23 protein-coding genes are annotated in these 25,212 nt (G+C 70.3%); 14 read left to right on the top strand and 9 right to left on the bottom strand.

The window, feature by feature from the left end; all coding sequences use genetic code 11:
• Positions 1 to 4 precede the first annotated feature (4 nt).
• Positions 5 to 1,726: an HNH endonuclease signature motif containing protein gene (locus tag E7742_RS13485; protein ID WP_137799407.1), complete on the top strand. Its 1,722-nt coding sequence runs from the start codon at positions 5 to 7 to the stop codon at positions 1,724 to 1,726.
• Here the strand turns inward: E7742_RS13485 and E7742_RS13480 are convergent.
• Positions 1,696 to 2,715, bottom strand: a complete 1,020-nt coding sequence (locus E7742_RS13480; RefSeq protein ID WP_137799406.1) for an endonuclease/exonuclease/phosphatase family protein — start codon at positions 2,713 to 2,715, stop codon at positions 1,696 to 1,698. The genes E7742_RS13485 and E7742_RS13480 overlap by 31 nt on opposite strands.
• Before the next feature lie 350 nt (positions 2,716 to 3,065).
• Here E7742_RS13480 and groES point away from each other — a divergent pair, with 350 nt between their 5' ends.
• Positions 3,066 to 3,368 (top strand): co-chaperone GroES, encoded by a 303-nt coding sequence (groES, locus tag E7742_RS13475; protein WP_005518479.1) that lies wholly within the window; start codon positions 3,066 to 3,068, stop codon positions 3,366 to 3,368.
• Positions 3,369 to 3,462: 94 nt separating this feature from the next.
• On the top strand, positions 3,463 to 5,076 hold the full coding sequence (gene groL, locus E7742_RS13470) for a chaperonin GroEL (protein ID WP_137799405.1): 1,614 nt from the start codon (positions 3,463 to 3,465) through the stop codon (positions 5,074 to 5,076).
• 82 nt (positions 5,077 to 5,158) lie between these two features.
• On the opposite strand, the gene E7742_RS13465 is transcribed toward groL, so the two are convergent.
• The 4 genes from E7742_RS13465 to E7742_RS13450 all read right to left on the bottom strand — a co-directional run bounded on the left by E7742_RS13465 (position 5,159) and on the right by E7742_RS13450 (position 7,728).
• Positions 5,159 to 5,863, bottom strand: a complete 705-nt coding sequence (locus E7742_RS13465; RefSeq protein WP_137799404.1) for an anti-sigma factor — start codon at positions 5,861 to 5,863, stop codon at positions 5,159 to 5,161.
• A gap of 1 nt (position 5,864) precedes the next feature.
• Entirely contained in the window at positions 5,865 to 6,401 is a 537-nt protein-coding gene (locus tag E7742_RS13460; protein WP_302661136.1) for a sigma-70 family RNA polymerase sigma factor, read from the bottom strand.
• A 202-nt stretch (positions 6,402 to 6,603) separates the two neighbouring features.
• The gene (locus E7742_RS13455) at positions 6,604 to 7,263 is read right to left on the bottom strand and encodes a fasciclin domain-containing protein (protein WP_137799402.1); all 660 of its coding nucleotides are present in this window, start codon (positions 7,261 to 7,263) and stop codon (positions 6,604 to 6,606) included.
• A 174-nt stretch (positions 7,264 to 7,437) separates the two neighbouring features.
• Positions 7,438 to 7,728, bottom strand: coding sequence for a WhiB family transcriptional regulator (locus E7742_RS13450; protein ID WP_137799401.1), 291 nt, complete (start codon positions 7,726 to 7,728; stop codon positions 7,438 to 7,440).
• Positions 7,729 to 8,230: 502 nt separating this feature from the next.
• Between E7742_RS13450 and E7742_RS13445 the strand changes: the two genes are divergently transcribed.
• The 3 genes from E7742_RS13445 (at position 8,231) to E7742_RS13435 (ending at position 10,712) form a co-directional block, all read left to right on the top strand.
• On the top strand, positions 8,231 to 9,034 hold the full coding sequence (locus E7742_RS13445; protein WP_137799400.1) for a hypothetical protein: 804 nt from the start codon (positions 8,231 to 8,233) through the stop codon (positions 9,032 to 9,034).
• Between the two features lie 129 nt (positions 9,035 to 9,163).
• Positions 9,164 to 9,742 (top strand): sigma-70 family RNA polymerase sigma factor, encoded by a 579-nt coding sequence (locus E7742_RS13440; protein ID WP_137799399.1) that lies wholly within the window; start codon positions 9,164 to 9,166, stop codon positions 9,740 to 9,742.
• The gene (locus tag E7742_RS13435; protein WP_137799398.1) at positions 9,735 to 10,712 is read left to right on the top strand and encodes an anti-sigma-D factor RsdA; all 978 of its coding nucleotides are present in this window, start codon (positions 9,735 to 9,737) and stop codon (positions 10,710 to 10,712) included. The genes E7742_RS13440 and E7742_RS13435 overlap by 8 nt, the downstream gene beginning before the upstream one ends.
• Positions 10,713 to 10,794: 82 nt before the next feature.
• Here the strand turns inward: E7742_RS13435 and E7742_RS13430 are convergent, their stop codons facing one another.
• Positions 10,795 to 11,199: a DUF5319 domain-containing protein gene (locus E7742_RS13430; RefSeq protein WP_031938665.1), complete on the bottom strand. Its 405-nt coding sequence runs from the start codon at positions 11,197 to 11,199 to the stop codon at positions 10,795 to 10,797.
• Between the two features lie 203 nt (positions 11,200 to 11,402).
• Here E7742_RS13430 and guaB point away from each other — a divergent pair, with 203 nt between their 5' ends.
• The 4 genes from guaB to guaA all read left to right on the top strand — a co-directional run bounded on the left by guaB (position 11,403) and on the right by guaA (position 17,694).
• Positions 11,403 to 12,926, top strand: coding sequence for an IMP dehydrogenase (gene guaB / locus E7742_RS13425; protein WP_137799397.1), 1,524 nt, complete (start codon positions 11,403 to 11,405; stop codon positions 12,924 to 12,926).
• A gap of 30 nt (positions 12,927 to 12,956) precedes the next feature.
• The gene (locus E7742_RS13420) at positions 12,957 to 14,096 is read left to right on the top strand and encodes a GuaB3 family IMP dehydrogenase-related protein (protein ID WP_137799396.1); all 1,140 of its coding nucleotides are present in this window, start codon (positions 12,957 to 12,959) and stop codon (positions 14,094 to 14,096) included.
• Positions 14,097 to 14,316: 220 nt separating this feature from the next.
• Positions 14,317 to 16,080, top strand: a complete 1,764-nt coding sequence (locus tag E7742_RS13415) for a GMC family oxidoreductase N-terminal domain-containing protein (RefSeq protein WP_137801205.1) — start codon at positions 14,317 to 14,319, stop codon at positions 16,078 to 16,080.
• Positions 16,081 to 16,122: 42 nt separating this feature from the next.
• Positions 16,123 to 17,694, top strand: coding sequence for a glutamine-hydrolyzing GMP synthase (gene guaA / locus E7742_RS13410; protein ID WP_137799395.1), 1,572 nt, complete (start codon positions 16,123 to 16,125; stop codon positions 17,692 to 17,694).
• Positions 17,695 to 17,768: 74 nt separating this feature from the next.
• Here guaA and E7742_RS13405 read toward each other — a convergent pair whose 3' ends face one another.
• Together E7742_RS13405 and E7742_RS13400 are read right to left on the bottom strand one after the other, a co-directional pair.
• Positions 17,769 to 18,011, bottom strand: a complete 243-nt coding sequence (locus E7742_RS13405; RefSeq protein ID WP_137799394.1) for a hypothetical protein — start codon at positions 18,009 to 18,011, stop codon at positions 17,769 to 17,771.
• Positions 18,004 to 19,317: a PspC domain-containing protein gene (locus E7742_RS13400; protein WP_137799393.1), complete on the bottom strand. Its 1,314-nt coding sequence runs from the start codon at positions 19,315 to 19,317 to the stop codon at positions 18,004 to 18,006. The genes E7742_RS13405 and E7742_RS13400 overlap by 8 nt, the downstream gene beginning before the upstream one ends.
• 104 nt (positions 19,318 to 19,421) lie before the next feature.
• Between E7742_RS13400 and E7742_RS13395 the strand changes: the two genes are divergently transcribed.
• On the top strand, positions 19,422 to 20,768 hold the full coding sequence (locus E7742_RS13395; RefSeq protein WP_137799392.1) for an ATP-binding protein: 1,347 nt from the start codon (positions 19,422 to 19,424) through the stop codon (positions 20,766 to 20,768).
• 9 nt (positions 20,769 to 20,777) lie between these two features.
• Entirely contained in the window at positions 20,778 to 21,437 is a 660-nt protein-coding gene (locus E7742_RS13390) for a response regulator (RefSeq protein ID WP_137799391.1), read from the top strand.
• 16 nt (positions 21,438 to 21,453) lie between these two features.
• Here the strand turns inward: E7742_RS13390 and E7742_RS13385 are convergent, their stop codons facing one another.
• A complete protein-coding gene (locus E7742_RS13385; RefSeq protein ID WP_137799390.1) occupies positions 21,454 to 22,686 on the bottom strand; it encodes a serine/threonine-protein kinase in 1,233 nt (410 codons plus the stop codon).
• Between the two features lie 163 nt (positions 22,687 to 22,849).
• On the opposite strand from E7742_RS13385, the gene E7742_RS13380 reads away from it, so the two are divergent.
• Positions 22,850 to 23,659, top strand: a complete 810-nt coding sequence (locus E7742_RS13380) for a hypothetical protein (protein ID WP_254699001.1) — start codon at positions 22,850 to 22,852, stop codon at positions 23,657 to 23,659.
• Complete coding sequence (locus tag E7742_RS13375; protein WP_137799389.1) at positions 23,656 to 25,212, top strand: DNA polymerase Y family protein; 1,557 nt, start codon at positions 23,656 to 23,658, stop codon at positions 25,210 to 25,212. The genes E7742_RS13380 and E7742_RS13375 overlap by 4 nt, the downstream gene beginning before the upstream one ends.

Here is a 25,212-nt window from a genome sequence, read left to right as displayed (position 1 = left end):
AAACATGTTCGATACCGGGGGTGGGGTCGGAGAGCGGGCGGCAGACGATGCCGCCCTCGAGGCGGTGCGTTTCACCGAGCTGTCGCAGCTCGCTCGGGTCGAGAACGCACACGCCGCGCGAAAGGTGTTGTTGGCGGGGGAGCTGACGCTGGCCGCCCTCGAGCGCGACGTACAGCTGCGGGGCAACGACATCCGCGATTGCGGCAACGAAGCGCTTGCCGAGGTCTCGATCCGGCTGGGGTGCTCGCACACGATGGCGTCTCACTTCTGCGATCTCGGGGTGGATCTGCGCCTGCGTCTTCCGTTGACGCGGGCGGCGTTCCTGGCCGGTGAGCTCGACTACGCCCGCGCCTGGCGGATACACCGTGAGACCGTCGGACTGCTTCCCGGAACGGTGGCGCTGCTCGAGCACGAGATCGTCGAATCGGCGCGCCGGCTGGCGCCCGCCGCTCTCGGCCGGGAGATCCGGGAGCTGATCGTGCGGGCCAGTCCGGACGAGGCGGCGACGGACCGTGAACTCGCGGAAGCGGAGTGCCGGGTCAAGGTTCGTCCCGTCGGGCCGTTGTCGGAGTTCACTGCGGTGCTCACTGCCGAACAGGGACAGGCGGCCTGGCAGCTGGTCTGCGAAATGGCCGAAACCGTGTGTGTCAGGGACCGGCGCGGTCGTCAGGCCCTGCTCGTCGACGCCTTCATGGCGTTGGTGCACGGGGAAGCGGCACTGCCGTGCACGTGTGAGAAGTCCGAGTGTCCGAAGGCGGGTGGCGCGACGGCACCGTCGCGACGGAAGCCGCTCGTGCAGATCACCGTCGACGTCGCGACGTTGCTCGGGTTGACGGCATCGCCCGCGTACCTCGACGGTCACGGCCCGATCGATCCGCAGTTGGCCCAGGTGCTCGCCGAGGATGCGACCTGGCAGGCAGTGCTGACCGAAATGCTGGATCTGGCGACCGAACTCGGACTCGTGACGGATCGACGGATGCACCCGGCCGAAGAACCGGAGCCGGATGTCGAGCCGGAGTCGGACACGGGGCCGGAGCCAGAGCCGCAGTCGCAGTCGGAGTCGGAATCGGAACCGGATGAACCGCGTCCAGGACTCGGGCCGCACCGACGTATGCACGTATTCAGGACGCGCGGGTCTCGACATCGGGGCTGCCGACTACCGGTGCCGGTGACACGCAGACGCCCGTTAGCGGGAACACCGCCCGCGGGGGTGGGGACGACGGCTGCCGCGATCGAGCGTGCGGTCGAAGCCGGTCCCGTGACGACCCGTCGAGGACAGTGCCGCGGCGGGCACTCGGGCGCGACGTCGCCACCGGACGGGGCGCTGGTCTACCGGCCCGACGCCGCGACGACAGCAATGGTTCGCACCCGAGACGGGCACTGCCGGTTCCCGGGGTGCTCCGTGCCCGCGGCGCGCTGCCAGCTCGACCACGTCGTGCCGTTCTCCCACCTCGACCCGAAGGCGGGCGGGTGGACCGTCGTACCGAATCTGCAGTGCCTGTGCCAGTTCCACCACAACCTGAAGACCTCAGGCCGCTTCGCCGCGACGATGCTCGCCGGTGGCGTCGTCGTGTGGACGAGCCCGTATCGGACCACCACCCTCACCCTGCCGGGCGGCGCAATCGCCCGCGACCCCGCACCAGCACTGACCCCGCGCGTCCCGCGGCGACGCGGCAGCGGGCCGGCGAGGAAGGATCAGCCCGACGTCGGGCCGCCCCCGTTCTGACCGGCGTCGTTCCGGTCGGTGCCGAGTCGGACGTCCGCGACCAAGCCGTGGTGGTCGGAGCCTGCGACATGGATGCGCTCGAGCGAGGTGGCCTGCGCGCCCTTGGTGAGAATGTGATCGATTCCCACGATCGCCGGATAGCGCTTGTCCGTGGGGTAGGTCGGCAGAATGCCCGCCCCCAGCTGATCGGCGGCATCGACGTAACCGCCTCGGCGGAGGTCTCGGAACTTGCGATGCGCGTACGTGGCGTTGAAGTCGCCACTGACGATCACATTGTCCTGCGCCGCAGCCCGGTCCATCTCGTCGCGCAACCGATCGAAGTCCTCCGTCCAGTCGGCAGCCGGCGCGATGTACGCCGGAACCGGATGCACGTCGTACAACTGGACCGAGCGGGGGAGACCGGCGTCGAGCTCGACCGCGAGATTCGTCAGCGCCATCCCCGCGACCGTCCGCCCGTTCGACAACGGCAGCCGACTGTAGACACCGGCCCCGCCGCCTTCCGTCGCGTGTGGCGCCAGGAAGGTGTGCGGCAGAGTCTCCTCGAGCCCCGCGGTGCGCAACGCCGCGACGGCCGGCTCGGTCAGCTCCTGGATCGCCAGCACGTCGATCTTTCGCTCGCGCACGGTCTGCACCAGCGCCTGCGGGTCGGCCGATCCGACCATGATGTTGGACTGCATCACCCGGATCGACGGCCCTTGCGGGTCGGTGTCCGATCCTGCGGCGCCGTCGACCCACAGCGGACCGAACGACCACGCACCCAGTGCGAGCACCAGCGCGGAGATGCCCGACAGGACCCACTGCCGCGCCGCGGCAGTGACGATCGCCCCGACGACCGTCACGGCCATCAGCAGCGGCGCGAACGACGCGGCCACGATGACGACGTTGGTGGAGGCGCCGGATCGGAACGCCACCAGCGCGGCCACGCCGGACGCGATGCCCACTCCACCGATCACCGTCGCCGCGCGGCGCGCTGCGGTGCTGCCCCTCATCGCCGACCCCCTACGTCGTCCCAGCCGAAGCCGCAGCTTATCCGCCGCTCCGCGTCCGGGCCGCCGACCGGCCTCACCCGGACCTCGCGCGTGCGCCACGTGATCCCGTTGCAGGACATTCCCGCCGAAGCCCGCGGCACGATCAACGAGGGGTGACGGCAGCCGTGACGACTCCAGCGGGCGTTGCCCTTGAGTGCTGGCACTCGCATGTATAGAGTGCTAGTCGACGCTGAGCGAGTCCCGGCACCCGCGACGACGGGGCTTGTGAGGAGTCACCGTGGTGACTGAACTGATCGTGGTCCGAGGAACGGCCTCGGGCCCAACGAACCCCTGAAAGTGGAGGGCTCATCGTGGCGAGCGTGAACATCAAGCCGCTCGAGGACAAGATCCTCGTCCAGGCCAACGAGGCCGAGACGACGACTGCCTCCGGCCTGGTCATCCCCGACACGGCGAAGGAGAAGCCCCAGGAGGGCACCGTCGTCGCCGTTGGTCCCGGCCGCTGGGACGAGGACGGCGAGAAGCGCATTCCGCTGGACGTCCAGGAAGGCGACACCGTCATCTACAGCAAGTACGGCGGAACCGAGATCAAGTACGCCGGCCAGGAGTACCTGATCCTGTCGGCTCGCGACGTGCTGGCTGTCGTCGCCAAGTAAGCCTCACGCCTCCCGCCCCGGAGTTCCGCATCGGACCCGGGGCGGAGTGCGTTTACCCCGGCGCAAACCCTGATATCCAGGAGTAGCTGAATCAATGTCCAAGCAAATTGAGTTCAACGAGAAGGCCCGGCGCGCGCTCGAGCGCGGCGTCGACCAGCTCGCCGACGCCGTCAAGGTCACCATCGGCCCGCGCGGTCGGCACGTCGTGCTCGCCAAGGCATTCGGCGGCCCCACCGTCACCAACGACGGTGTGAGCATCGCCCGCGAGATCGAGCTCGAGGACCCGTTCGAGAACCTCGGTGCCCAGCTCGTCAAGAGCGTCGCGACCAAGACCAACGACGTTGCGGGCGACGGCACCACCACCGCCACCGTGCTGGCACAGGCTCTGGTCAAGGCCGGTCTGAAGAACGTTGCGGCCGGCGCCAACCCGATCGCACTCGGCGCGGGTATCAGCAAGGCCGCCGACGCCGTCTCCGAGGCGCTGCTCGCCGCCGCCACCCCGGTCGAGGGCAAGAACGCCATCGCCCAGGTCGCCACCGTCTCGTCGCGTGACGAGGAGATCGGCGAAATGGTCGGCGAGGCCATGACTCGCGTCGGCGTCGACGGTGTCGTCACGGTCGAGGAGTCCTCGACCCTGCACACCGAGCTCGTCGTCACCGAGGGCGTCCAGTTCGACAAGGGCTTCATGTCGCCCTACTTCATCACCGACATCGACGCGCAGCAGGCCGTCCTCGAGGACGCGCTGGTTCTGCTGTACCGCGAGAAGATCGGCTCCCTGCCCGAGTTCCTGCCGCTGCTCGAGAAGATCGCCGAGTCGGGCAAGCCGGTCCTGATCATCGCCGAGGACATCGAGGGCGAGGCCCTGTCGACTCTCGTGGTGAACTCGATCCGCAAGACGCTCAAGGCCGTTGCCGTCAAGGCGCCGTTCTTCGGCGACCGCCGCAAGGCGTTCCTCGACGACCTCGCCGTCGTCACCGCGGGCACCGTCATCACCGCCGACATGGGCATCACGCTCAAGGAGGCCGGTCTGGACCTGCTCGGCTCCGCACGTCGCGTCGTGGTCACCAAGGACGAGACGACGATCGTCGACGGCGCCGGCACCGAGGCGGACATCCAGACCCGCGTCGCACAGCTCAAGCGCGAGATCGAGAACACCGACTCCGACTGGGACCGAGAGAAGCTCGAGGAGCGCCTCGCGAAGCTGGCCGGCGGCGTCGCCGTCATCAAGGTCGGCGCGGCCACCGAGACCGATCTCAAGGAGCGCAAGTTCCGGGTCGAGGACGCGGTCAACGCGGCCAAGGCTGCGGTCGAGGAGGGCATCGTCCCCGGCGGCGGATCCGCGATCGTGCAGGCCGGCCGGACCCTGACGGCCCTGGCCGACTCGCTGTCCGGTGACGAGGCCACGGGCGTCGAGGTCGTGCGCACCGCGCTCGCGGCCCCGCTGTACTGGATCGCCACCAACGCCGGCCTCGACGGCGCCGTCGTGGTCGGCAAGGTCTCCGAGTCGGATGCGGGCCACGGTTTCAACGCCGCGACCCTCACCTACGGCGACCTGCTCGCCGACGGTGTCGTCGACCCGGTCAAGGTGACGCGTTCGGCCGTCGTGAACGCGGCGTCCGTCGCCCGCATGGTGCTCACGACCGAGAGTGCCGTCGTCGAGAAGCCCACCGAGGAAGAAGCGGATCACGGGCACGGCCACGCGCACTGATCTGCTCGGCATCGGCTGAGACGGAAAGGACCCCCGGACGAATTCGTCCGGGGGTCTTCTGCTCTCGTGGGACCGGCGCCGGTCAGGTGAGCGGGATCGACGCGAACATGTCACCCGTCGGCGACGTCGATCCACCCGGGGGCTCCACCGTGAACCCCAGCCGGGTCGCGCCGTCGATGCCCTCGAGCACCGCCGTGGTCGTGGGCGCCACCTGGTCGGGCGCCATCGTCCCGGCAGCCACCTGGTCGTCGTCGTGCACGAGCCACATCTGGTACACCGTGTCCGGCTTCGGCGGGGTCACGCCGTTCATCACCAGCATCGCGGCGTTGGCCTGCTTCGAGTACATCGCGGTGGCCGTACCGCCGCCCGGGACCGCGGTCGACGACGACTGCAGGTCGGGCGCGTCGAGGATCTGAGCGGTGACCGACGCCGGCTGCGGAGTCTCGGTGAGCTCGCGTCCGATCACGACCCCGCCGGCGAGGAGAACCGCCGCGGCAGCCACCGAGGCGACCGCGGTCTGCCACCGGGGTCGACCCTTCCGCCGGGCCGTGAGATCGTCACCCTCGACCGTGCGGAGCAGGCCGTCGCGCAACGAGATCCGTGGCGTCACCGCGACGAGAGAACTCGCGGCCGCCATCGTCTCGCGCGCCAGCCGCACGGCGGTGTCGAACTCCGCCCGGGTCGTGGCGTCGACGGCGGACAGACGGGCGTGCAGTGCCCGCTCGTCCTCGTCGTCGAGGGCGTGAAGGGCGTACAGATGCGCCCACTCCATCAGGTCGTCATCCATCTCACATCACCCCCAGACATCCTCTGAGCCTTGACAATCCGTCTCTGATCCGGGACTTGACGGTGGGAACCGCTACACCGAGTTCGGTCGCCACTTCCCGGTACGTCCGGCCACCGTAGTACGCGAGCGTCACCGACTGACGCTGGATCTCGGTGAGTGCCTGCAGGCAGTCGAGCACGGCCTGCCGCTCGGCGCGGCGCGAGACCTCCTCGGTCACCTCGTCGAATTCGCCGACGCGATTGGTGGTCTCGTAGACCAGCTCCCGGTCGGTGTGCGACTGCTCGGAGCGCACCCGGTCCACCGCGCGCCGGTGCGCCAGCGTCATCAGCCACGACAGGGGAGAGCCACGGCCGGGATCGAACGTGCTCGCCGACTTCCAGACCTGGAGGAATACCTCCTGGGTGGTCTCCTCGGCGTACCCCGGATCGCGCAGCACCCGCAGGATCAGCCCGTAGACCCGGGCGCCGGTGAGATCGTAGAACTGCGCGAACGCCTGCGTGTCGGCAGAAGCGATGCGCTGCAACAGCGGTCGGAGCACCGCCGCCTCGTCACCGCGGGTGACGGCCAGACGTCCGTTGTCCGACGGGCAGGCGTCGTCCCCGCCGGGGGAACCGGCCGCGGTCACGTGTCCTCGTTCGCAAGCATCGAGGATCACCGTAGCGTCCGCGGGTCGGGACCCCCGGCATTGGGACGACGTTCGGGCCGCCCCGGCGTCGGCGTGCACCGGTCGGGCTCGTCGATCAGCTCGGCATCAGGACCGAGTCGAGCAGGTAGACGGTCGCGTTCGCGGTCTGGACACCGCCGCACACGACGCCGGCCTCGTCCACCTTCAGGTTGTCGCCCGAGCCGGTGACCGTCACGTCCGAACCCTCGACGGTCGCGTGCGTGCCGTCGACCTGGTCGGGGGCCAGCTGCCCGGGCACCACGTGGTAGGTGAGGATCTTGGTCAGCAGCGCATCGTCGGTCTTCAGCTGCTCGACGGTGGCCGGATCGAGCTTCGCGAACGCCGCGTCGGTCGGGGCGAACACGGTGAACTGGCCACCGTTGAGGGTGTCGACCAGGTTGACGTCGGGGTTGAGCTGTCCGGACACCGCCGCGGTCAACGTCTTCAGCATCGGATTGTTCGACGCCGCGACCGCGACCGGATCCTGGGCCATCCCGTTCACCGATCCCGGGCCGTCGGGGACCATCGCGGCGTATTCGGCGCAGCCCGGACCGACGAGGTTCGCGGCCGGTGCGGCCGTCCCCGACATGGCGGACGACGGGCTCTCCATCATGGTCGTCGTCGTGGTGGTCGAATCGTTGGAGTCGTTCGAGTCGTCGGACGAACACGCGCTCAGGCCGAGCAGGGCGATCGAGGCGGCGGCGGCGACGGCGAAAGTACGGGTCTTCGTGTTCATGGGTCTGCCTTCCTGACGGATGCTCCGTGCACTGTCGCTGAGGACTTCGGAGCGGCCGCCGGGGCGGATGGGTGCGACCGTCATGCACCACCCGGACACGACGACGGCCCGCGGAATCCCGATCGGATTCCACGGGCCGCGGCCGCGTTCGTCATCGACGATTCACGTCATCCTTCAGGCGATGCGCCGGCGGGACTGGCGAGTGAGCGTCTCGCGCTCGGCCTCCGACATCCCGCCCCAGATCCCGTACGGCTCGGACACGGCGAGCGCGTGGTTGCGGCACTGGGCCAGAACCGGGCAGCGGCGGCACGTCTCCTTGGCCCGGCTCTCCCGCTGCGCCCGGGCCCGGCCGCGCTCGCCGTCCGGATGGAAGAACATCGAGGAATCCATGCCGCGACACAGCCCTCGCATCTGCCAATCCCAGATGTCGGCGTTGGGGCCGGGAAGATGATTCGGTACAGGCATACAAGGACTCCTCTGTCAGCAGGCTCGCGATGAAGCGTGCGAGCGGCCCGCCACCCCCCGTGGATGACGGGACCAATGAAAATCGGTCACGCACAGGCAACCGTAAAGGTGCGCACGAAATCGCGTCAACACTTTCAGCGGGTGGCGATTTGCATATCCGTGGTGTCGAGAATTAACGGGACGGTCATTTACATCAGGGTCCGGGTGTGATTACGTGGCGGAACGCGGGCCGTGCGTGTCTGTGCAGGCAGGACTGCGCTCCACCTGGACGATCGTCCGGAATAAGTCGGTCGGTCGGGTTACCCGGGAGTATTGTTCGCCATTCTTGTTAACCTCCCGGCTACGTATTCTTCAAATTTGAATCACTACGGCGTCGACTCGCAAACTGTACGGACCCACTCGCATTTTGACGGTCGTCCAGTTGGATTGAATTTGTCCGTTTCGGGACTTTCGTCGACGGCGGGGTGAGGGCGCGGGCCCCGGGTGGTGCGATGATCGCCGGATGCTTCGCGACGTTGCGTTCGGCCCCGATCCCGGCCGTTGTCCCCTGCCCGGGACCGGTGATCCGGAGGAGCGGTGGCTCCGGGCGGTGGCCTACGGCGGCCAGGGTCGATACGCCCGGGCGCGGGCCGAACTCGCGCGTGCGGCGAGTCCCGGTGTCTCTCCCGCGCTCGCATCGCTGGCGGCGAGCACGCGGGCCTCACTGCTGCGGCAGCTGGGCTCCCACGCCGTCGCCTCCGGGTACGACGGCGCCGCGCTGGCTCTGGTGGGCCGGTCCCGCAGCGCCGACCCCGCCGACGACGGCCTGCTGCACGAGGCGCGGTGCGATGCACTGACCGGACTCGCGGCCGATGCGCTGGGGTGCGGCAGGTTGACGGCGGCGCACCGCCTGCTGTCACGCTGCCGCGACTATCTGAGCGAGGTCGACGACGCCCACCGGCTGTGGCGCCAGCACGTGCGACTCGACTGGGTGCGGGCGGAGGTGGCGCTGGCATCCGGTGATTTCGGCACCGCGACGGCGCGGGCGCAGGCGGCCGTCGACCGGTCCGCCGAATGCCCCTCGGTCCGTCACCGCGTCAAGTCGGCACTGCTGCTGGCGGCGGCCGCCACCGGTCGGCCCGACTCGGATCTCGCGGTACAGACCGCCGAACGGGTGCTCGCCGACAGTTGCGAACACGGGCTGCTGCCGCTGCAGTGGGCGGCGGCGATGCTGCTCGACGGCATCCGGCCCAGTGCGGCGGTCCGGGAAGTGCGCGACGAGTGTGCCCGCACCATCGTGCAGCGGGGCGGAAGGTTCACGATTTGACCGCCGGATATTCGTACGATGCACTGTCCCGTCCGGGTCGGTCGTTACTCTTACAGACGTTCCGTCGCGAGGCGGAAGCACACCCGGCTGGGGGGACGTGCCACTGTAACGCCAGGATTCGCTCTGACGATGTCTAACACGGGTGAAGAGTTGAACTCCGCCGTCGCCGCTGCCGCGCAGGGCGATCGGAATGCTCTGGCCCAAGTCCTGCAGAGTATTCGGCCGATGGTCGTTCGATACTGCCGTGCGCGGGTGGGGGCCGCGGAGCGGGGAAGTCTGTCCGCGGACGACGTGGCCCAGGAGGTGTGCCTGGCTGTCATGACGGCGCTGCCGCGCTACCAGGATCAGGGCCGACCGTTCATGGCCTTCGTGTACGGAATCGCCGCCCACAAGGTCGCGGACGCCCACCGAAACGCGGCGCGTAACAAATCCGATCCAGTTGCTGAAGTACCAGATGTCGTTTCCTCCGAGGACGGGCCCGAAGATCGGGCGCTGAGTTCGGAGACGAGTCGACAGGTGAACGCGCTGCTGGAAACGCTTCCCGAGAAGCACCGCGAGATCCTCGTCCTCCGTCTCGTCGTCGGACTCTCTGCGGAGGAGACGGCGGCCGCGGTCGGAAGTACCGCGGGAGCGGTCCGCGTGGCTCAGCACCGAGCCATCGCGAAGTTGAAGAAGGAAGTGACGAGAGCAGGTGAGAGACATGGCTAGGGGACACAATGGCGAGCCGGGCGATCCCCACGCCGATCTCGCCGGGAACGGCGGTCCGGTCGACGTGTCGGCCGTACGCCGTGACGACGCGCTGATCGACGCGATTGCCGGCGACGGGCCGGTCGCGACCGACAGTCCCGAGGAGTACCAGGTCGCGGCTCTGCTGGCGAACTGGCGAACCGAGATTCTCGCGCAACCGATGCCCGCCGAGCCGGATCTCGACGAGATCGTCGAGCGGGTGGGCCGCGAACTCGAGGCCACGCGCTCGCTCACGACCACCCGCACCCGTTCGGGCCGCGGTCAGCTCCGTCTGCTCCGTCCGATCGCCGCGGCGGCCGCGGTCGTCGCGATCGCGATGGGCGGAATGACGATCTTCTCGTACAACGCCGAACCGGGCGATCCACTGTGGGGCGTCAAGCAGGTCGTCTTCACCGAACGCGCCGCGTCCACGGTCGCCAAGATCGACACCACGTCCAACCTGGAAGAGGCCGAGCGGCTCATCGCGACAGGTGACACGGCCGGGGCCAAGGCCAAGCTCGAATCCGCCGCGGCGCGCGCGAACGCCGTGAACGAGGCGGGCACCCGGGACGAACTGAACGGCTGGCGGCAGCGGCTCCTCACCGAACTCGACAAGGTCCTCCCGCCGCTCCCGCCCGCCCCGGTCCCCTCCGAGGGAGTGGACGGAACCACCGGTCAGTCGTCCTCGGTGCCGGGCAGCGAGCTCGGCTCGACCGCGACGTGGGCGCCGACGACGACGCCGAACCCGGGGCTCATGTCGATCCCCGCCACGTCGACCGCCCCGCAGACGCCGCCGGAAACCACGTCCGCCACGCCGACGCCGGTCACCTCGGTGCCGTCGACGTCGTCGCCGACCCCCACCTCGACGTCGGCGCCCGCCACCTCGACCTCGCGCGCGACCAGCGGATCGATCGACGGTTCACCGCCGTCGCTGCCGGCGTTGCCGCGCTGACTCCGCACCCCCGTCAACGGCCACGGCCCGGCAGGAATGTCCTGCCGGGCCGTGGCCGTGTTCGAAAGAGAGTCGGTGCGGCTCAGAGATCGAAGCCGTCGCCGTGGAGCGCGTCGTTCATCGACGCATCCGCGTATCCGCGGCAGTAGTCCCACGTGACGTACGCGTCGGGCGAGGGGTCGTAGGCCGGCTCGTGCGGGCGGACCGTTCCGTCGACCAGCAGCTGGAGCAGGTTCGCGCGGAGCATGTCCCAGTCGTGGTAGTGATCCTGCTGGCAGTCCTCGCAGCACACGACCAGTCCGCGGATGCCGCGGTGGCCGAGCAGTGCCTCGTACACGGCCAGGTCCGCGAGGTCCTCCTCGACGGCGAGGCGCTCGTGAGGATCCAGCGGCTGGCCCGGTTCGATGGCGTCGAGCGCAGCGGACGGGTCGGCGGGGTCGCCGGCGAAGGGGTCCGGCGGGAGACCGGGAGGCAGTTGATCGCGCACAACACCACGGTACGCAGGTCATCCCGGTCTGCGCTAGCCGATACTCGCCGGTGCGTCGCGGGGGCGCGCGCGTGCCGCCCAGCGGAAGCCGATATCTGCGAGCCGATACCATGGACGCCATGGACGCGGGCGCGGAATAGTTTCCGGCGTCCGCACCTTCTTCCTTTACCGATCGACGACGCTTCATGGAGGGCCCGAGCCGCATGAGTAGTTCCGCAGGGCACGTGCACACCGGGGGAGACGACCCGAACAAGGTTGCGATGCTGGGTCTCACCTTCGACGACGTGCTGCTGCTCCCGGCGGCATCCGACGTCGTCCCCAACCAGGTGGACACCTCGACTCAGCTGACGCGCGACATCCGGCTGAACGTGCCACTCGTCAGTTCCGCGATGGACACCGTCACCGAGGCGCGCATGGCCATCTCGATGGCGCGCGCCGGCGGCATGGGTGTGCTGCATCGCAACTCGTCCGTCGAGGCGCAGTCCGGTTGGGTCGAGACCGTCAAGCGCTCCGAGGCCGGCATGGTCACCGACCCGGTCACGTGCCGTCCCACCGACACCATCGCCGACGTCGAGGCGATGTGTGCCCGCTTCCGCATCTCCGGCCTCCCGGTCGCCAACGACGCGGGCGAGCTCGTCGGCATCATCACCAACCGCGACATGCAGTTCGAGGTCGACCAGAACCGTCAGGTCGCCGAGGTGATGACCAAGGCGCCGCTGATCACCGCGCGTGAGGGCGTCACCGCGGAGGTCGCGCTCGGCCTGCTGCGCCGTCACAAGATCGAGAAGCTGCCGATCGTCGACGGCCAGGGCAAGCTCACCGGCCTCATCACGGTCAAGGACTTCGTCAAGACCGAGCAGTACCCCAACGCCACCAAGGACCGGGACGGCCGCCTGCTGGTCGGCGCCGCGGTCGGTGTCGGCGACGACGCGTGGACCCGCGCGATGACGCTCACCGACGCCGGTGTCGACGTGCTCGTCGTCGACAGCGCTCACGGTCACTCCCGTGGCGTGCTGGAGATGATCACCAAGCTCAAGGGTGAGATCGGGGACCGCGTCCAGCTCATCGGCGGCAACGTCGCCACCCGCGCGGGTGCCCTTGCGCTGGTCGAGGCCGGCGCGGATGCCGTCAAGGTCGGTGTCGGTCCCGGCTCGATCTGCACCACCCGTGTCGTCGCCGGTGTCGGCGCCCCGCAGATCACCGCGATCCTGGAAGCGACCGCGGCGTGCAAGCCGCTCGGTGTGCCGGTCATCGCGGACGGCGGCCTGCAGTTCTCCGGTGACGTCGCCAAGGCTCTCGCGGCCGGTGCGTCGACCGCGATGCTGGGTTCCCTGCTCGCCGGCACGGCCGAGTCCCCGGGCGAGCTGATCCTCGTCGGCGGCAAGCAGTTCAAGAGCTACCGCGGCATGGGTTCGCTCGGCGCGATGCAGAGCCGCGGCCAGGGCAAGTCCTACTCCAAGGACCGCTACTTCCAGGACGACGTCCTCGCCGAGGACAAGCTGGTCCCCGAGGGCATCGAGGGCCGGGTGCCGTTCCGCGGTCCGCTCGGGCAGGTCATCCACCAGCTCGTCGGCGGTCTCCGGGCGGCCATGGGCTACACCGGCTCCGCCTCCATCGAGCAGCTGCAGGAAGCGCAGTTCGTCCAGATCACCGCGGCCGGCCTCAAGGAGAGCCATCCGCACGACATCACCATGACGGTCGAAGCGCCCAACTACGCTGCCCGCTAAGCACACCTAACAATCGAGAAAGGGGCGCGCGTGCGCGACCTCGTCGAAATCGGCATGGGCAGATCAGCCCGACGCACCTACGAGTTGGACGACATCAACATCGTTCCCTCTCGCCGGACCCGTTCCTCCAAGGAGGTGTCGACGGCCTGGCAGATCGATGCGTACCGCTTCGACATCCCGGTGCTGGCCCACCCGACCGACGCGCTCGTGTCGCCGTCGTTCGCGATCGAGCTGGGCAAGGCCGGCGGTCTCGGTGTCATCAACGGTGAGGGCCTGTGGGGTCGGCACGCCGACGTCGAGGCCAAGCTCGTCGAACTCGCGGAGATGGCCGACAAGGAAGTCGACCCGGACGCCGCGGTCGCGCGCCTGCAGGAGCTGCACGCCGCGCCGCTGCAGCCGGGGCTGCTGGCCGCGGCCGTCGCGCAGGTCCGTGACGCCGGTGTCACCACCGCGGTCCGGGTGAGCCCGCAGAATGCGCGCGCGCTCACCCCCGAGCTGGTCAAGGCGGGTATCGACCTGCTGGTCGTGCACGGCACGATCATCTCGGCCGAGCACGTCGCGCACGGGGACAGCGAGCCGCTGAACCTCAAGACGTTCATCTCCGAGCTCGACGTCCCGGTCATCGCGGGCGGCGTGAGCGATCACCGCACCGCGCTGCACCTCATGCGCACCGGCGCGGCGGGCGTCATCGTCGGCTACGGCTCCACCGAGGGCGCCACCACCACCCGTGAGGTCCTCGGCATCGGTGTGCCGATGGCGACGGCCATCGCCGACGCCGCCGCGGCACGTCGCGACTACCTCGACGAGACCGGTGGCCGCTACGTGCACGTCATCGCCGACGGCGACATCACCACGTCGGGTGACTTCGCCAAGGCCATCGCGTGTGGTGCCGACGCGGCCGTCATCGGTGCGCCCCTCGCGGTCGCGCAGGAGGCCCCGGGCGGCGGCTGGTTCTGGCCGTCCGCCGCGGCACACCCGTCGATGCCGCGCGGTTCGCTGCTGCCGGTGTCGTACGGCGAGCGTCCGAGCCTGGCGCAGGTGCTCACCGGCCCGTCCGACGATCCGTACGGCTCGCTCAACTTCGTCGGCGGCCTGCGCCGCTCGATGGCGAAGTCCGGCTACTCCGACCTCAAGGAGTTCCAGAAGGTCGGCCTGAGCGTTCGCGCGTGACGCCCGACTGACTCACCCTTCCCTGTGGCCGAATGTCACATCCGTTCAGTGGAACCGAACTGGTGTGACGTTCGGCCACAGGCGTTTTCCGGGGATCGTCCACCGTTTCTGAAACCGGTAGTTACAGTTAGAGGCACCCCTGTGTCCCCAGTCACAGGGGGTCGGTGCATACTGGCGAGTAGCAACGGGTGAACTTCGGTGGAGGTGTGCAATGGGGCAGTTGAGCAGGCAGCGCAAAACCGACTACGACGTGCTCATCGTCGGTTCGGGATTCGGTGGCAGCGTCACCGCGCTTCGCCTCGTCGAGAAGGGCTACAAGGTCGGGGTGCTCGAGGCCGGGCGTCGGTTCGCCGACCGCGACTTCGCCAAGACCTCGTGGGACCTCAAGCGGTTCCTGTGGGCGCCCGCGCTCGGCTGCTACGGCATCCAGCGCGTCCACCTGCTGCGCGACGTGCTCATCCTCGCCGGCGCGGGCGTGGGCGGCGGGTCGCTCAACTACGCCAACACGCTCTACAAGCCGCCCGCGTCGTTCTTCCGGGATCCGCAGTGGCGCGACATCACCGACTGGGACGCCGAGCTCACCCCGCACTACGAGCAGGCCCGCAAGATGCTCGGTGTCGTGCAGAACCCGCACATGACGCCCGCCGACGAGGTCATCAAGTCGGTGGCCGAGGACATGGGCGTCGGCGACACCTTCATCCAGACGCCGGTCGGCGTCTTCTTCGGCGAGCCCGGCAAGACCGTCGACGACCCCTACTTCGGCGGCGTCGGCCCGGCCCGCACCGGCTGCATCGAGTGCGGCGAGTGCATGACCGGGTGCCGGCACGGCGCCAAGAACACGCTGCTCAAGAACTACCTCGGGCTCGCCGAGCGGGCGGGCGCCACGATCGTGCCGATGACCACGGTCGACTCGCTGCACGAGGCGTCCGACGGCACATGGGACGTCGTGACCCGCCGCACCGGTGCGAAGGTCCGCAAGAACCACAAGACCTACACCGCGAAGTACGTCGTCGTCGCGGCCGGCACGTGGGGCACCCAGCACCTGTTGCACAAGATGAAGGACACCGGCACGCTCCCCAAGCTGTCGGACCGGCTCGGGGAACTGACCCGCACCAATTCGGAGTCGATCGTCGGCGCCGGGAAGTACGAGGTCGATCCCGCGATGGAGCTGACGAAGGGCGTCGCGATCACGTCGTCGTTCCATCCCACGTCCGACACCCACATCGAACCGGTCCGCTACGGCAAGGGCTCCAATGCGATGGGCCTGCTGCAGACGCTCATGACCGACGGCGACGGTCCCACCCCGCGGTGGGTCAAGCTCCTCGGCATCATCGCGAAGAACCCGCGCCAGATGCTGCGGATGCTGTCGGTGCGGAACTGGAGCGAGCGCACGATCATCGCGCTCGTGATGCAGAACCTCGACAACTCGATCACCACGTACACCAAGCGCGGGGTCCTCGGTCGCCGCAAGGTCACCAGCAAGCAGGGACACGGCGAACCCAACCCGACGTGGATCCCCGCGGGCAACGAGGCCACCCGCCGGATCGCCGACAAGATCGACGGCGTCGCGGGAGGCACGTGGGGCGAGGTGTTCAACATCCCGCTGACCGCACACTTCCTCGGCGGCTGCACCATCGGTGCCGACGCCGAACACGGCGTCATCGACCCGTACCACCGCGTGTACGGATACCCGACGCTCAGTGTCGTCGACGGCGCAGCGGTCTCGGCCAACCTGGGCGTGAACCCGTCGCTCACGATCAGCGCGCAGGCCGAGCGGGCCGCGTCGCTGTGGCCGAACAAGGGCGAGCAGGACACCCGGCCCGCCCAGGGCGAGCCGTACCGGCGCGTGGATCCCGTCGCGCCCGCGGCGCCCGTCGTCCCGGCCCACGCGCCCGCGGCGCTGACGCTGCCGATCGTCGAGATCCGCGGTGGTCAGATGGAGGACCGGCGAGAGGGCACCGAAGCGGGCAGTGGGGTCGCCTAGGCCGGGGACGGCACCGGAGCTGCGCATATTAGACTTGTGCAGGTGTCAGAAACCCAGCAGGACAGGCCGGTTCTCGTCGTCGACTTCGGAGCCCAGTACGCGCAGCTGATCGCTCGCCGCGTACGTGAGGCAAAGGTCTTCTCGGAAGTGGTGCCGCACACCACGACCGTCGAGGAGATCGCGGCGAAGAAGCCGCTCGCGGTCGTCCTGTCCGGTGGCCCGTCGAGCGTGTACGACGAGGGTGCGCCGCAGCTCGACGCCGGCCTCTTCGACCTGGGCGTGCCCGTCTTCGGTATCTGCTATGGCTTCCAGGCGATGGCCCAGGCGCTCGGCGGCACCGTCGCGCACACCGGCGGACGCGAGTACGGACGCACCGAGATGACCGTCAGCGGCGGTGTCCTGCACGACGGCCTACCGGCCACCCAGCCGGTGTGGATGAGCCACGGCGACGGCGTCACCGCCGCGCCCGAGGGCTTCGAGGTCACCGCGTCGAGCGCGGGTGCGCCGGTCGCGGCGTTCGAGGATCGTGCCCGCAAGCTCGCCGGTGTCCAGTACCACCCCGAGGTCCTGCACTCGCCCCACGGTCAGCAGGTGCTCAGCCGCTTCCTGCACGAGATCGCCGAGATCCCCGGCGCGTGGACGGCCGCGAACATCGCCGACGCGCTCGTCGAGCAGGTGCGCGAGCAGGTCGGCGACGGCAAGGCGATCTGCGGTCTGTCCGGCGGCGTCGACTCGGCGGTCGCCGCGGCGCTCGTCCAGCGCGCGATCGGTGATCGGCTCACGTGTGTGTTCGTCGATCACGGGCTGATGCGCGCCGGTGAGCGCCAGCAGGTCGAGAAGGACTTCGTCGCCGCCACCGGCGCGCGCCTGGTGACCGTGGACGCGTCCGAGACGTTCCTGCGCGAGCTCGCCGGGGTGTCCGACCCGGAGACCAAGCGCAAGATCATCGGCCGCGAGTTCATCCGCAGCTTCGAGGGCGCGGTGTCCGAGGTGCTCGGCGAGAGCGCCGCGCACGGCGAGACCGTCGACTTCCTCGTGCAGGGCACGCTGTACCCGGACGTCGTCGAGTCCGGCGGCGGCACCGGCACCGCGAACATCAAGAGCCACCACAACGTCGGCGGCCTGCCCGAGGACCTGCAGTTCAAGCTGGTCGAGCCGCTGCGTCTGCTGTTCAAGGACGAGGTGCGCGCCGTCGGCCGCGAGCTCGGTCTGCCCGAGGAGATCGTCGGACGCCAGCCGTTCCCCGGACCGGGCCTGGGCATCCGCATCATCGGCGAGGTCACCCAGGAGCGGCTCGACATCCTGCGGCACGCCGATTCCATCGCGCGCGAAGAGCTCACCGCAGCCGGTCTCGACGGACAGATCTGGCAGTGCCCGGTCGTGCTGCTCGCGGACGTCCGCAGCGTCGGCGTCCAGGGCGACGGCCGCACCTACGGGCACCCGATCGTGCTGCGCCCGGTCTCGAGCGAGGACGCCATGACCGCCGACTGGACGCGTCTGCCGTACGAGGTGCTCGAGCGCATCTCCACCCGCATCACCAACGAGGTTGCCGACGTCAACCGTGTCGTGCTCGACGTCACCAGCAAGCCGCCGGGAACGATCGAGTGGGAGTGAGTCCCGAATGACGTAGGGCGCCTCGGCCATCCGGCCGGGGCGCCCTCGTCGTTTCCGGTACCGGTTCTCCGGTACTACCGGCGTCTACCCGGGGAGAACACGAGGACCGCCCCGACGGCGACGGCCGCGATCACGAAGACCCAGCGGAACTCGACGTTCGTGAAGAGGTCGAGCGAGAACGGGCCGACCAGGGCCCACACGCTGACGAACAGCGCCGCCAGGCCGGCGAGGAGCAGGCCGAACGACGGTCGGCGCGACGCGGTGGACGCGGTCGGCTCGTCGTCGGAGAGGTGCGGAGTGTCAGCGAATTCAGCCACGGTAAACCCTCACTTCTCCGAGCTTGTTGTCGACGGTCACGTTCAGCACCGGACCGTTGATGCCGTCGGCGCCGCCGTCGACGAAGCCGTCGCCGATGCAGTCGACGTCACCGGCGACGACCGAGCAGTCGGTGTGGACATCCATGTTCTGCGGCACGATCACGGTGTAGTTGCCGAGCTTGCCCTCCAGGCGTACGTCGGAGGTTTCGGTCAACTCGAGTTGGCGCAGGTCGAGAGTGAAGTCGCCGGCGGTGCCCTCGTAGACGGGGGCCAGTTCGGTAGGCGACCGGGGCGTCCAGACGTGGTCCCCGAGCTTCGATTCGTCCCAGTTCAGCGGTCCCACCACGGAGGCGAGAATTACGAAACCGGCCAGCGGGAAGGCGACGGTGAGCAGTCCGTACCCGCGGCGCAGGAAGGCTCCGATCAGGAGTCCGACCCCGATCACAGCGAGCGCGATGCCGCCGATCCGGGCGGGCGTGAGCCATTCCGCGCCGGTCGCGGCCCACACACCGGTCGCGGCGGCGGCCGCCAGAACCGCGAGACCGAGGACGACCGACGTGAACCGGGTGCGGGGTTTGCCCGGGATCGGCTCCGGCGGCTCCGGCGCGCGCGCGGGCTCCGGCAGGTCCCACGCGAACGGGGCCACGCCCAACGGGTCCCACGCCGGGGGCGTGGGGCCGTCGGGAGCGGTGTCCCCGACGCCCGCGGCCGGCGGCACCGAACTCGCGGAGGGTCCGGGGGAGGGCTCGTAGTGGTCGGGCAGCCGCGTGTAGGGACCGTAGGCCGGCGGTGGGTAGGCCGCGGCCTGGGCGGTCGGCGTGGTCTGGAACGGCGAGACCGGGTAACCCACCGGCGGCTGCACACTCGCCGGGAGCGCCGGCGGCACCGGCCGGCGCTGATAGAGCAACCACAGTCCGCCGAGCATGAGCGCGAAGCTCAACAGCACCGATCCACCCATCCCGAACCCGATCGGCCCGATGGTGCTCAGCGCGATCGCGAGCGCGACGACCAGCACGACTGTCTTGGTGCCGGACTGGGAGCTGCGGCCCCGACCGAACAGCGATTCGGCGGGGGACACCTGGTCGCCGGGCTTGCCGAGCAGCAGCCAGCCGACGAGGTACAGGATGATGCCGGCGCCGCCGAAGAGCGTCGAGACGACGAACGCGACCCGCACCAGAACGGGATCGACACTGTAACGCTGGCCGACACCGGCCGCGACGCCGGCGACGTGCCCCTGCTGCGGGAGCCGGAGCGGGCGAGTCCGCCAGAGGTCGTGAAGCTGATCCGAGAAGCTTCCTGTGGTCATGGATCCATCGTCGCGGTCGCGCCACCGATCGCACCATCGGGAACTACCCTGATCTTTCCCTGAACCGGCGGCCCCACGGCCACCGATCTCAGGGTCGGGCCCTGATGTCACGCCGCCGCGATCGTGCCAGGATCGAGGCTGTGCAACCCCTGGTCGATCCGAACGAGGCGCTGAACCCGCCCGTGCCCGCCCTGGACGAGGCCTTCCACCCGAGACTGCAACGCCGGGCGGGTGGCCGCATCGTCGGCGGTGTCGCCGGAGGCCTCGCCGACCACCTCGACGTCGATGCGTTCAAGGTGCGGATCGCGTTCACGTTGCTCGCCTCGCTGGCGGGTGCCGGGATCGTGGCCTACGGCCTGCTGTGGATCTTCACGCCGCTGGGCACCGACACCGACCGTCCCAGCGCGTCCGAGCGCCGTCGGGCCATCGGCCTGGCGGTCATCGGACTGGCCGTCGCGGCGAGCGTGAGCTGGCTGGCCGACGGCACCGCAGCATCGGTGATCACGCCGTTCATCGTGGTCGCGGTGGGTGCGGCACTGGTGTGGCGGGAGTTCGACACCGAAGGATCGCGATCCGCGCTCGGGCTGCCGCGACGTCCGACCGTGCTCACGTGGGCGCGGATCCTGGGTGGCGTGACGCTCATCGTCACAGGCCTGGGCGTCGTGATCCTCGCGCAGATCGATCTCGACGCGTTGCGGTCGTCGCTGCTGGCGGTCGTGGTCACGCTCGTCGGCGCGGGACTGCTCACCGTGCCGCTGTGGCTGAAGCTGTGGCGCGCCCTCGGCGCGGAACGGGCCGCCCGGATCCGGAACGAGGAACGCGAGGAGATCGCCTCGCATCTGCACGACTCGGTGCTGCAGACGCTGGCGCTGATCCAGAAGCAGGCGGATTCGCCGCAGGAGGTGGCCCGGCTCGCGCGCGGCCAGGAACGTGAGCTGCGGCGGTGGTTGTTCGGCGGCGGCGAGACGACCCACACGAGTCTGTCCGAGGCGCTGCAGACGATCGCCGGCGAGGTCGAGGACCACCACGGAGTCACGGTGCGGCCGGTGACCGTCGGCGACGTGGGGCTCGAGGCCGAGGGCGGCGATGGGACCGGGCTGTCGCGTGAGGCCTTCACCGCGCTGCTCGGTGCGACGCGGGAGTCACTGGTCAACGCCGCCAAGCATTCCGGGGTCTCGAGCATCGACCTGTACGCCGAGACCGAACGAGACCAGGTGAGCGTGTTCGTGCGCGACCGCGGGGTGGGGTTCGATCCGGACTCGGTGCCCGAGGATCGGCAGGGGCTGGCGAAGTCGGTCCGCGCCAGGATCGAACGTCGGGGCGGACGGGTGGACGTCCGGTCGACGCCCGGCAAGGGCACCGAGGTGCGGATCCACATGCCGCGTCCGGTGCCGGACGCCGGGGAGACCCCGGCCGAGGACGTGGTGAGCGAGGCCGAACCCATGTCCTAGGGTGGGGCCGTGACGACACCTACCCCCGACAAGTTCCGTGTGTTCCTCGTCGACGACCACGCCGTCTTCCGCGCCGGGGTGCGCGCCGAACTCGGCGGAGAGCCCGACATGGAGGTCGTCGGGGAGGCGGGCGGCGTCGCCGAGGCCGTCGCCGGCATCAACGCGCTGCGCCCGCACGTGGTGCTGCTCGACGTCCACATGCCCGACGGCGGCGGTGTGGCCGTGCTCGCCGGTATCGACTCGGGCCCGGTGTGTCTGGCGCTCAGCGTGTCCGACGCCGCGGAGGACGTCATCGCGGTCATCCGGGCCGGCGCGCGCGGGTACGTGACGAAGACGATCTCGGGTGCCGAACTCGCGGACGGCGTGCGCCGGGTCGCGGGCGGGGACGCGGTGTTCAGCCCGCGGCTCGCGGGTTTCGTCCTGGATTCGTTCACCGGCCGCTCGAGCGTGCCGGAGCCGCCCCTCGACCCCGAACTCGACTCGCTCACCCCGCGGGAACTCGAGGTGCTGCGGCTGCTGGCCCGCGGTTACACCTACCGGGAGATCGCCGAGGAACTGGTGATCTCGGTGAAGACCGTCGAGACCCACGCCTCGAACGTGCTGCGAAAGACGCAGCAGTCCAACCGGAATGCCCTCACCCGGTGGGCGCATCGGCGGCGCATCGACTGAGTCGGCGCGCCGGTGCTCAGAGAACCAGTGCGACGATCACCGCGACGACGAGCGCCAGCACGATGATGCCGACCATGACCGCCATCGCCAGCGGTGCGGCCGCGACGATCTTCCCGCGCAGGTCGGTGGGGGCCGGCGGGCCCGTCAGCCCGTCGGTGAACTGCCGCAACCAGGTCCGCCGGGCGGGGCGGGGCACTGAGCCCAACGGGATGTTCGACTGCACCGCAGGAAGATCCGTGGCCGTCGTGGGGGTGAGGCGGCGCCGCGGAACGATCGTCGCCGGCGCCGAACGGTAGGCCCAGTTGGGCACGACCCCGTCGGAGGTCTTGACGGGCTCGCCGATGAGGTGGCCGGCCTTGCCGACGCCGTTCGAGCCCAGCGCGACGGCGGCGAGCGCGTCCCGTGCCTGCGCCATCGTGGGCCGGCGCGCCGGGTCGGGCTCGAGCATGTGCAGCAGGGTGTCGGTCAGCGGACCGCCGAGGCTCGGGCGGTAGATCTCCGCGGCCGCGACGCGGTGCAGCAGCGCGATGGGATCGCTGTCGAGTCCGAACGGTGGTTGCCCCTCGACCACGGTGTAGAGGGTCGCGCCGAGCGAGAACACGTCGCTCGCCTCGGTGGGGTCGTCACCGCGGGCCACCTCGGGTGCGAAGTAGGCGGGGGTGCCGGTGACGACGCCGGTCTTCCCGCTGGGAGCGTCCCCCTTGGCGCGCGCGATGCCGAAGTCGCTGATCTTCACGACGCCGAGGGCGGCACCGCGATCGGCGACGAGGATGTTGCCGGGCTTGATGTCGCGGTGGAGGATGCCGGCCGCGTGCGCCTCGGTGAGAGCGGCCGCGATCTGCGCCCCGATCTGCGCGACCTCGAGCGGGGGCAGGGTGTCGACGAAATTCATGGCCTCGGCGAGGCTGCGGGACGGCAGGTACTCCATCACCAGCCACGGCTCCCCGGACTCGACCGCGACGTCGTACATCGCGATGGCGTGCTCGTGGGACAGCTGCGCGGCGTTGCGGCCCTCGCGCAGGACCCGCCGCCGGGTCTCCCGGGCGTCGGCCTCGGCCATCCCGGTGGTCGAGGTGACCTGTTTCACGGCCACCTGGCGGTCGAGGAGGGTGTCGTGGGCCAGCCACACCGCACCCATGCCGCCGCCACCGAGCTTGGAGCGCAGCCGATACCTGCCTGCCATCAGGTAGTCGGGCCCGATCGCCGCGTGGCTGCGTCGGCCCGGACGGGTGCGTTCCTGCTCTGTCACACGTTCGAGGTTAGTGGATCGGCGGGGCCCGTCTTGACGAGCTGAGCCGGGCGAGCTTTACTGGAAGGGATTCGAAAGCGTGTTCGAATCACTGTCGTATGTCGCGTCTTCCCCGCGCGTGTCGAGATCGAAGAAGAACACCGCGTGCAGCCGGGGAGCAGAGATGACCGAACCAGCCCGAGCGTCCACCCCGTCGACGGCCCCGACGGCCCCGACGGCCCCGACGGCCGAGTCCGCTCCACTGTCCGGACTGACGCGGCAGCAGCGGCTGGACTACCTGCGCCGACGGATCGCGGGAGTGCCGGCGCGCGGCGAGGCGGTCGCCGGACGGGCACCCCGGGATGAGGCCGCCACCGCGGAGTCGGTGTTGCCGGTCCCGGCGCCGGTGGCCGCGCTGCTGCCGCGGGGTGGGCTCTCGCGAGGGTCGGTGGTGTCCGTCTCCGGAGCGACGTCGCTGCTGCTGGGACTGCTGGCGGCGGTGACCGAATCGGGCGGGCACGCCGCGGTGATCGGTCATCCCCGACTCGGGGTGCTCGCGGCCACCGAGATGGGCGCGCAGTTGCAGCGGCTGGCCTTCGTGCCGGACCCCGGCCCGGATCCGGTGGAGGTCGCCGCCGTGCTGCTCGACGGCATGGACCTCGTGGTGCTCGGGCTCGGTGGGATCTCGGTGTCGCCGTCGCGGGCCCGGGCCGTGGTCGCGCGGGCCCGCAGCAAGCAGTCGACGCTGGTGGTGACCGACGGGCACTGGGGCGGGGCCGAGATGCGGCTGGAGGCCCGGGTGCAGGGTTACGGCGGGGTGGCCCGCGGCGCCACCGGCGGCGGGGGCCGGTTGCGTTCGGTCCGGCTGGCGGTCCGCGCCCAGGGCCGGTCGTTCCAGCCGCGGAGCGCGTGTCTGGACGTCCGGTCGGCCTGCGGGCGGGTCGAGTGGGTGCCCGAGGCCGTGGCGCTCACGTCGGCGGCGGCGGCCCGATGAGTGCCCGGGTGCTGGCGGTGTGGTGTCCGGACTGGCCCGCGGTGGCGGCCGCGGCCGCGGCGGATCTGCCGGCCACCCATCCGGTGGCGGTGTTGCACGCGAACAGGGTGGTCACGTGTTCGACGACGGCGCGGGCCGCGGGGGTGCGGCGGGGACTGCGTCGACGGGAGGCGCAGGCGCGCTGCCCGGAACTGCATGTGGCGCAGTCCGATCCGGAACGTGATGCCCGATCGTTCGAGGCCGTGGTCGCGGCGGTGGACGACGTGGTGCCCGGGGTGGAGATCCTGCGACCCGGACTGCTGGTGCTGGGGGCGCGGGGTGCGAGCCGCTACTTCGGTTCGGAGGAGGCGGCGGCCGAACGACTCGTCGACGTGGTGGCCGCGGCCGGGGTCGAGTGTCAGATCGGCGTCGCCGACGAGCTGTCCACTGCGGTGATCGCGGCCCGGCGCGCAGCATTGGTACCGGCCGGGGAGGGGGCGTCGTTCCTGGCCCCGCTGGCCATCGCGGAACTCGCGGCCGAGCCCAGCCTGGCGGCGGCGGGCCGCCGCGACCTGGTCGATCTGCTGCGCCGCCTCGGGCTGCGCACCGTCGGGGCCTTCGCCGCGCTCTCGGCGGTCGACGTGGCCTCGCGGTTCGGTACCGACGCCGTCCTCGCGCACCGCGCCGCCCGCGGTGAATCGGAACGTCCGCCGTCGGCCCGCGTCCTGCTCCCGGAGTTGGAGGTGGAACAGCAGTGCGATCCGCCGATCGATCGTGTCGATGCGGCGGCCTTCGCGGGCCGCGCCATGGCGGAACGGTTGCACGCGAAGCTGTCCGGTGCGGGTGTGGCGTGCACACGGTTGCAGGTGTCGGCGGGCACCGGCAACGGGGAGCGGCTCACGCGGGTGTGGCGGTGCGCCGAGCCGTTGACTCCGGAGGGCACCGCCGACCGGGTGCGATGGCAACTGGACGGGTGGCTCACCGGGCGCAGCGAGTCCCGGCCCACGGCCGGGATCACCGTGCTGCGTCTCGAGCCGGTCGAAGTGGTGGCGGCCGGCGCCTTGCAACTGGGGCTGTGGGGCGGTGTCGGGGAGGGAGACGAACGGGCCCGTAGGGCCCTGGTCCGGGTCCAGGGCCTCCTCGGTGGGGAAGCGGTCCAGGTGGGAGTCCTCAGTGGCGGACGGGGGCCGATGGAGCGGATCACCCTGGTGCCCTTGGGAGACGAGTTGGTGCCGGCCGCCGACCCCGCGGCGCCGTGGCCGGGGCGGTTGCCGGAACCGGCGCCGTCGACGGTGTTGCCGAACACCCCGGCGGTGTCGCTCGAGGACCACTCGGGCGGTGGGGTGGGCGTCACCGAACGAGGGGAGTTCACCGCCGCGCCGGTGCGGCTTCGGTGGGGGAGCCGGGAATGGGAGGTGCAGGGCTGGGCGGGGCCGTGGCCGGTGGACGAGCGCTGGTGGGACACCGCGACCGCGCGGGACGCCTCACGGGTGCAGGTCCTGCTCGCCGAATCGCGGGCCTTGCTGCTGATCTGTGAGGGAGGAAGGTGGGGAGTGGAAGGCATCTACGAATGA

The sequence above is a fragment of the Rhodococcus sp. SGAir0479 genome, from assembly GCF_005484805.1.
In the GTDB taxonomy this organism is placed as follows: domain Bacteria; phylum Actinomycetota; class Actinomycetes; order Mycobacteriales; family Mycobacteriaceae; genus Prescottella.
The sequence above is the reverse complement of the archived record's forward strand: the minus strand, read 5'-3'. Positions and strand labels throughout refer to the sequence as shown.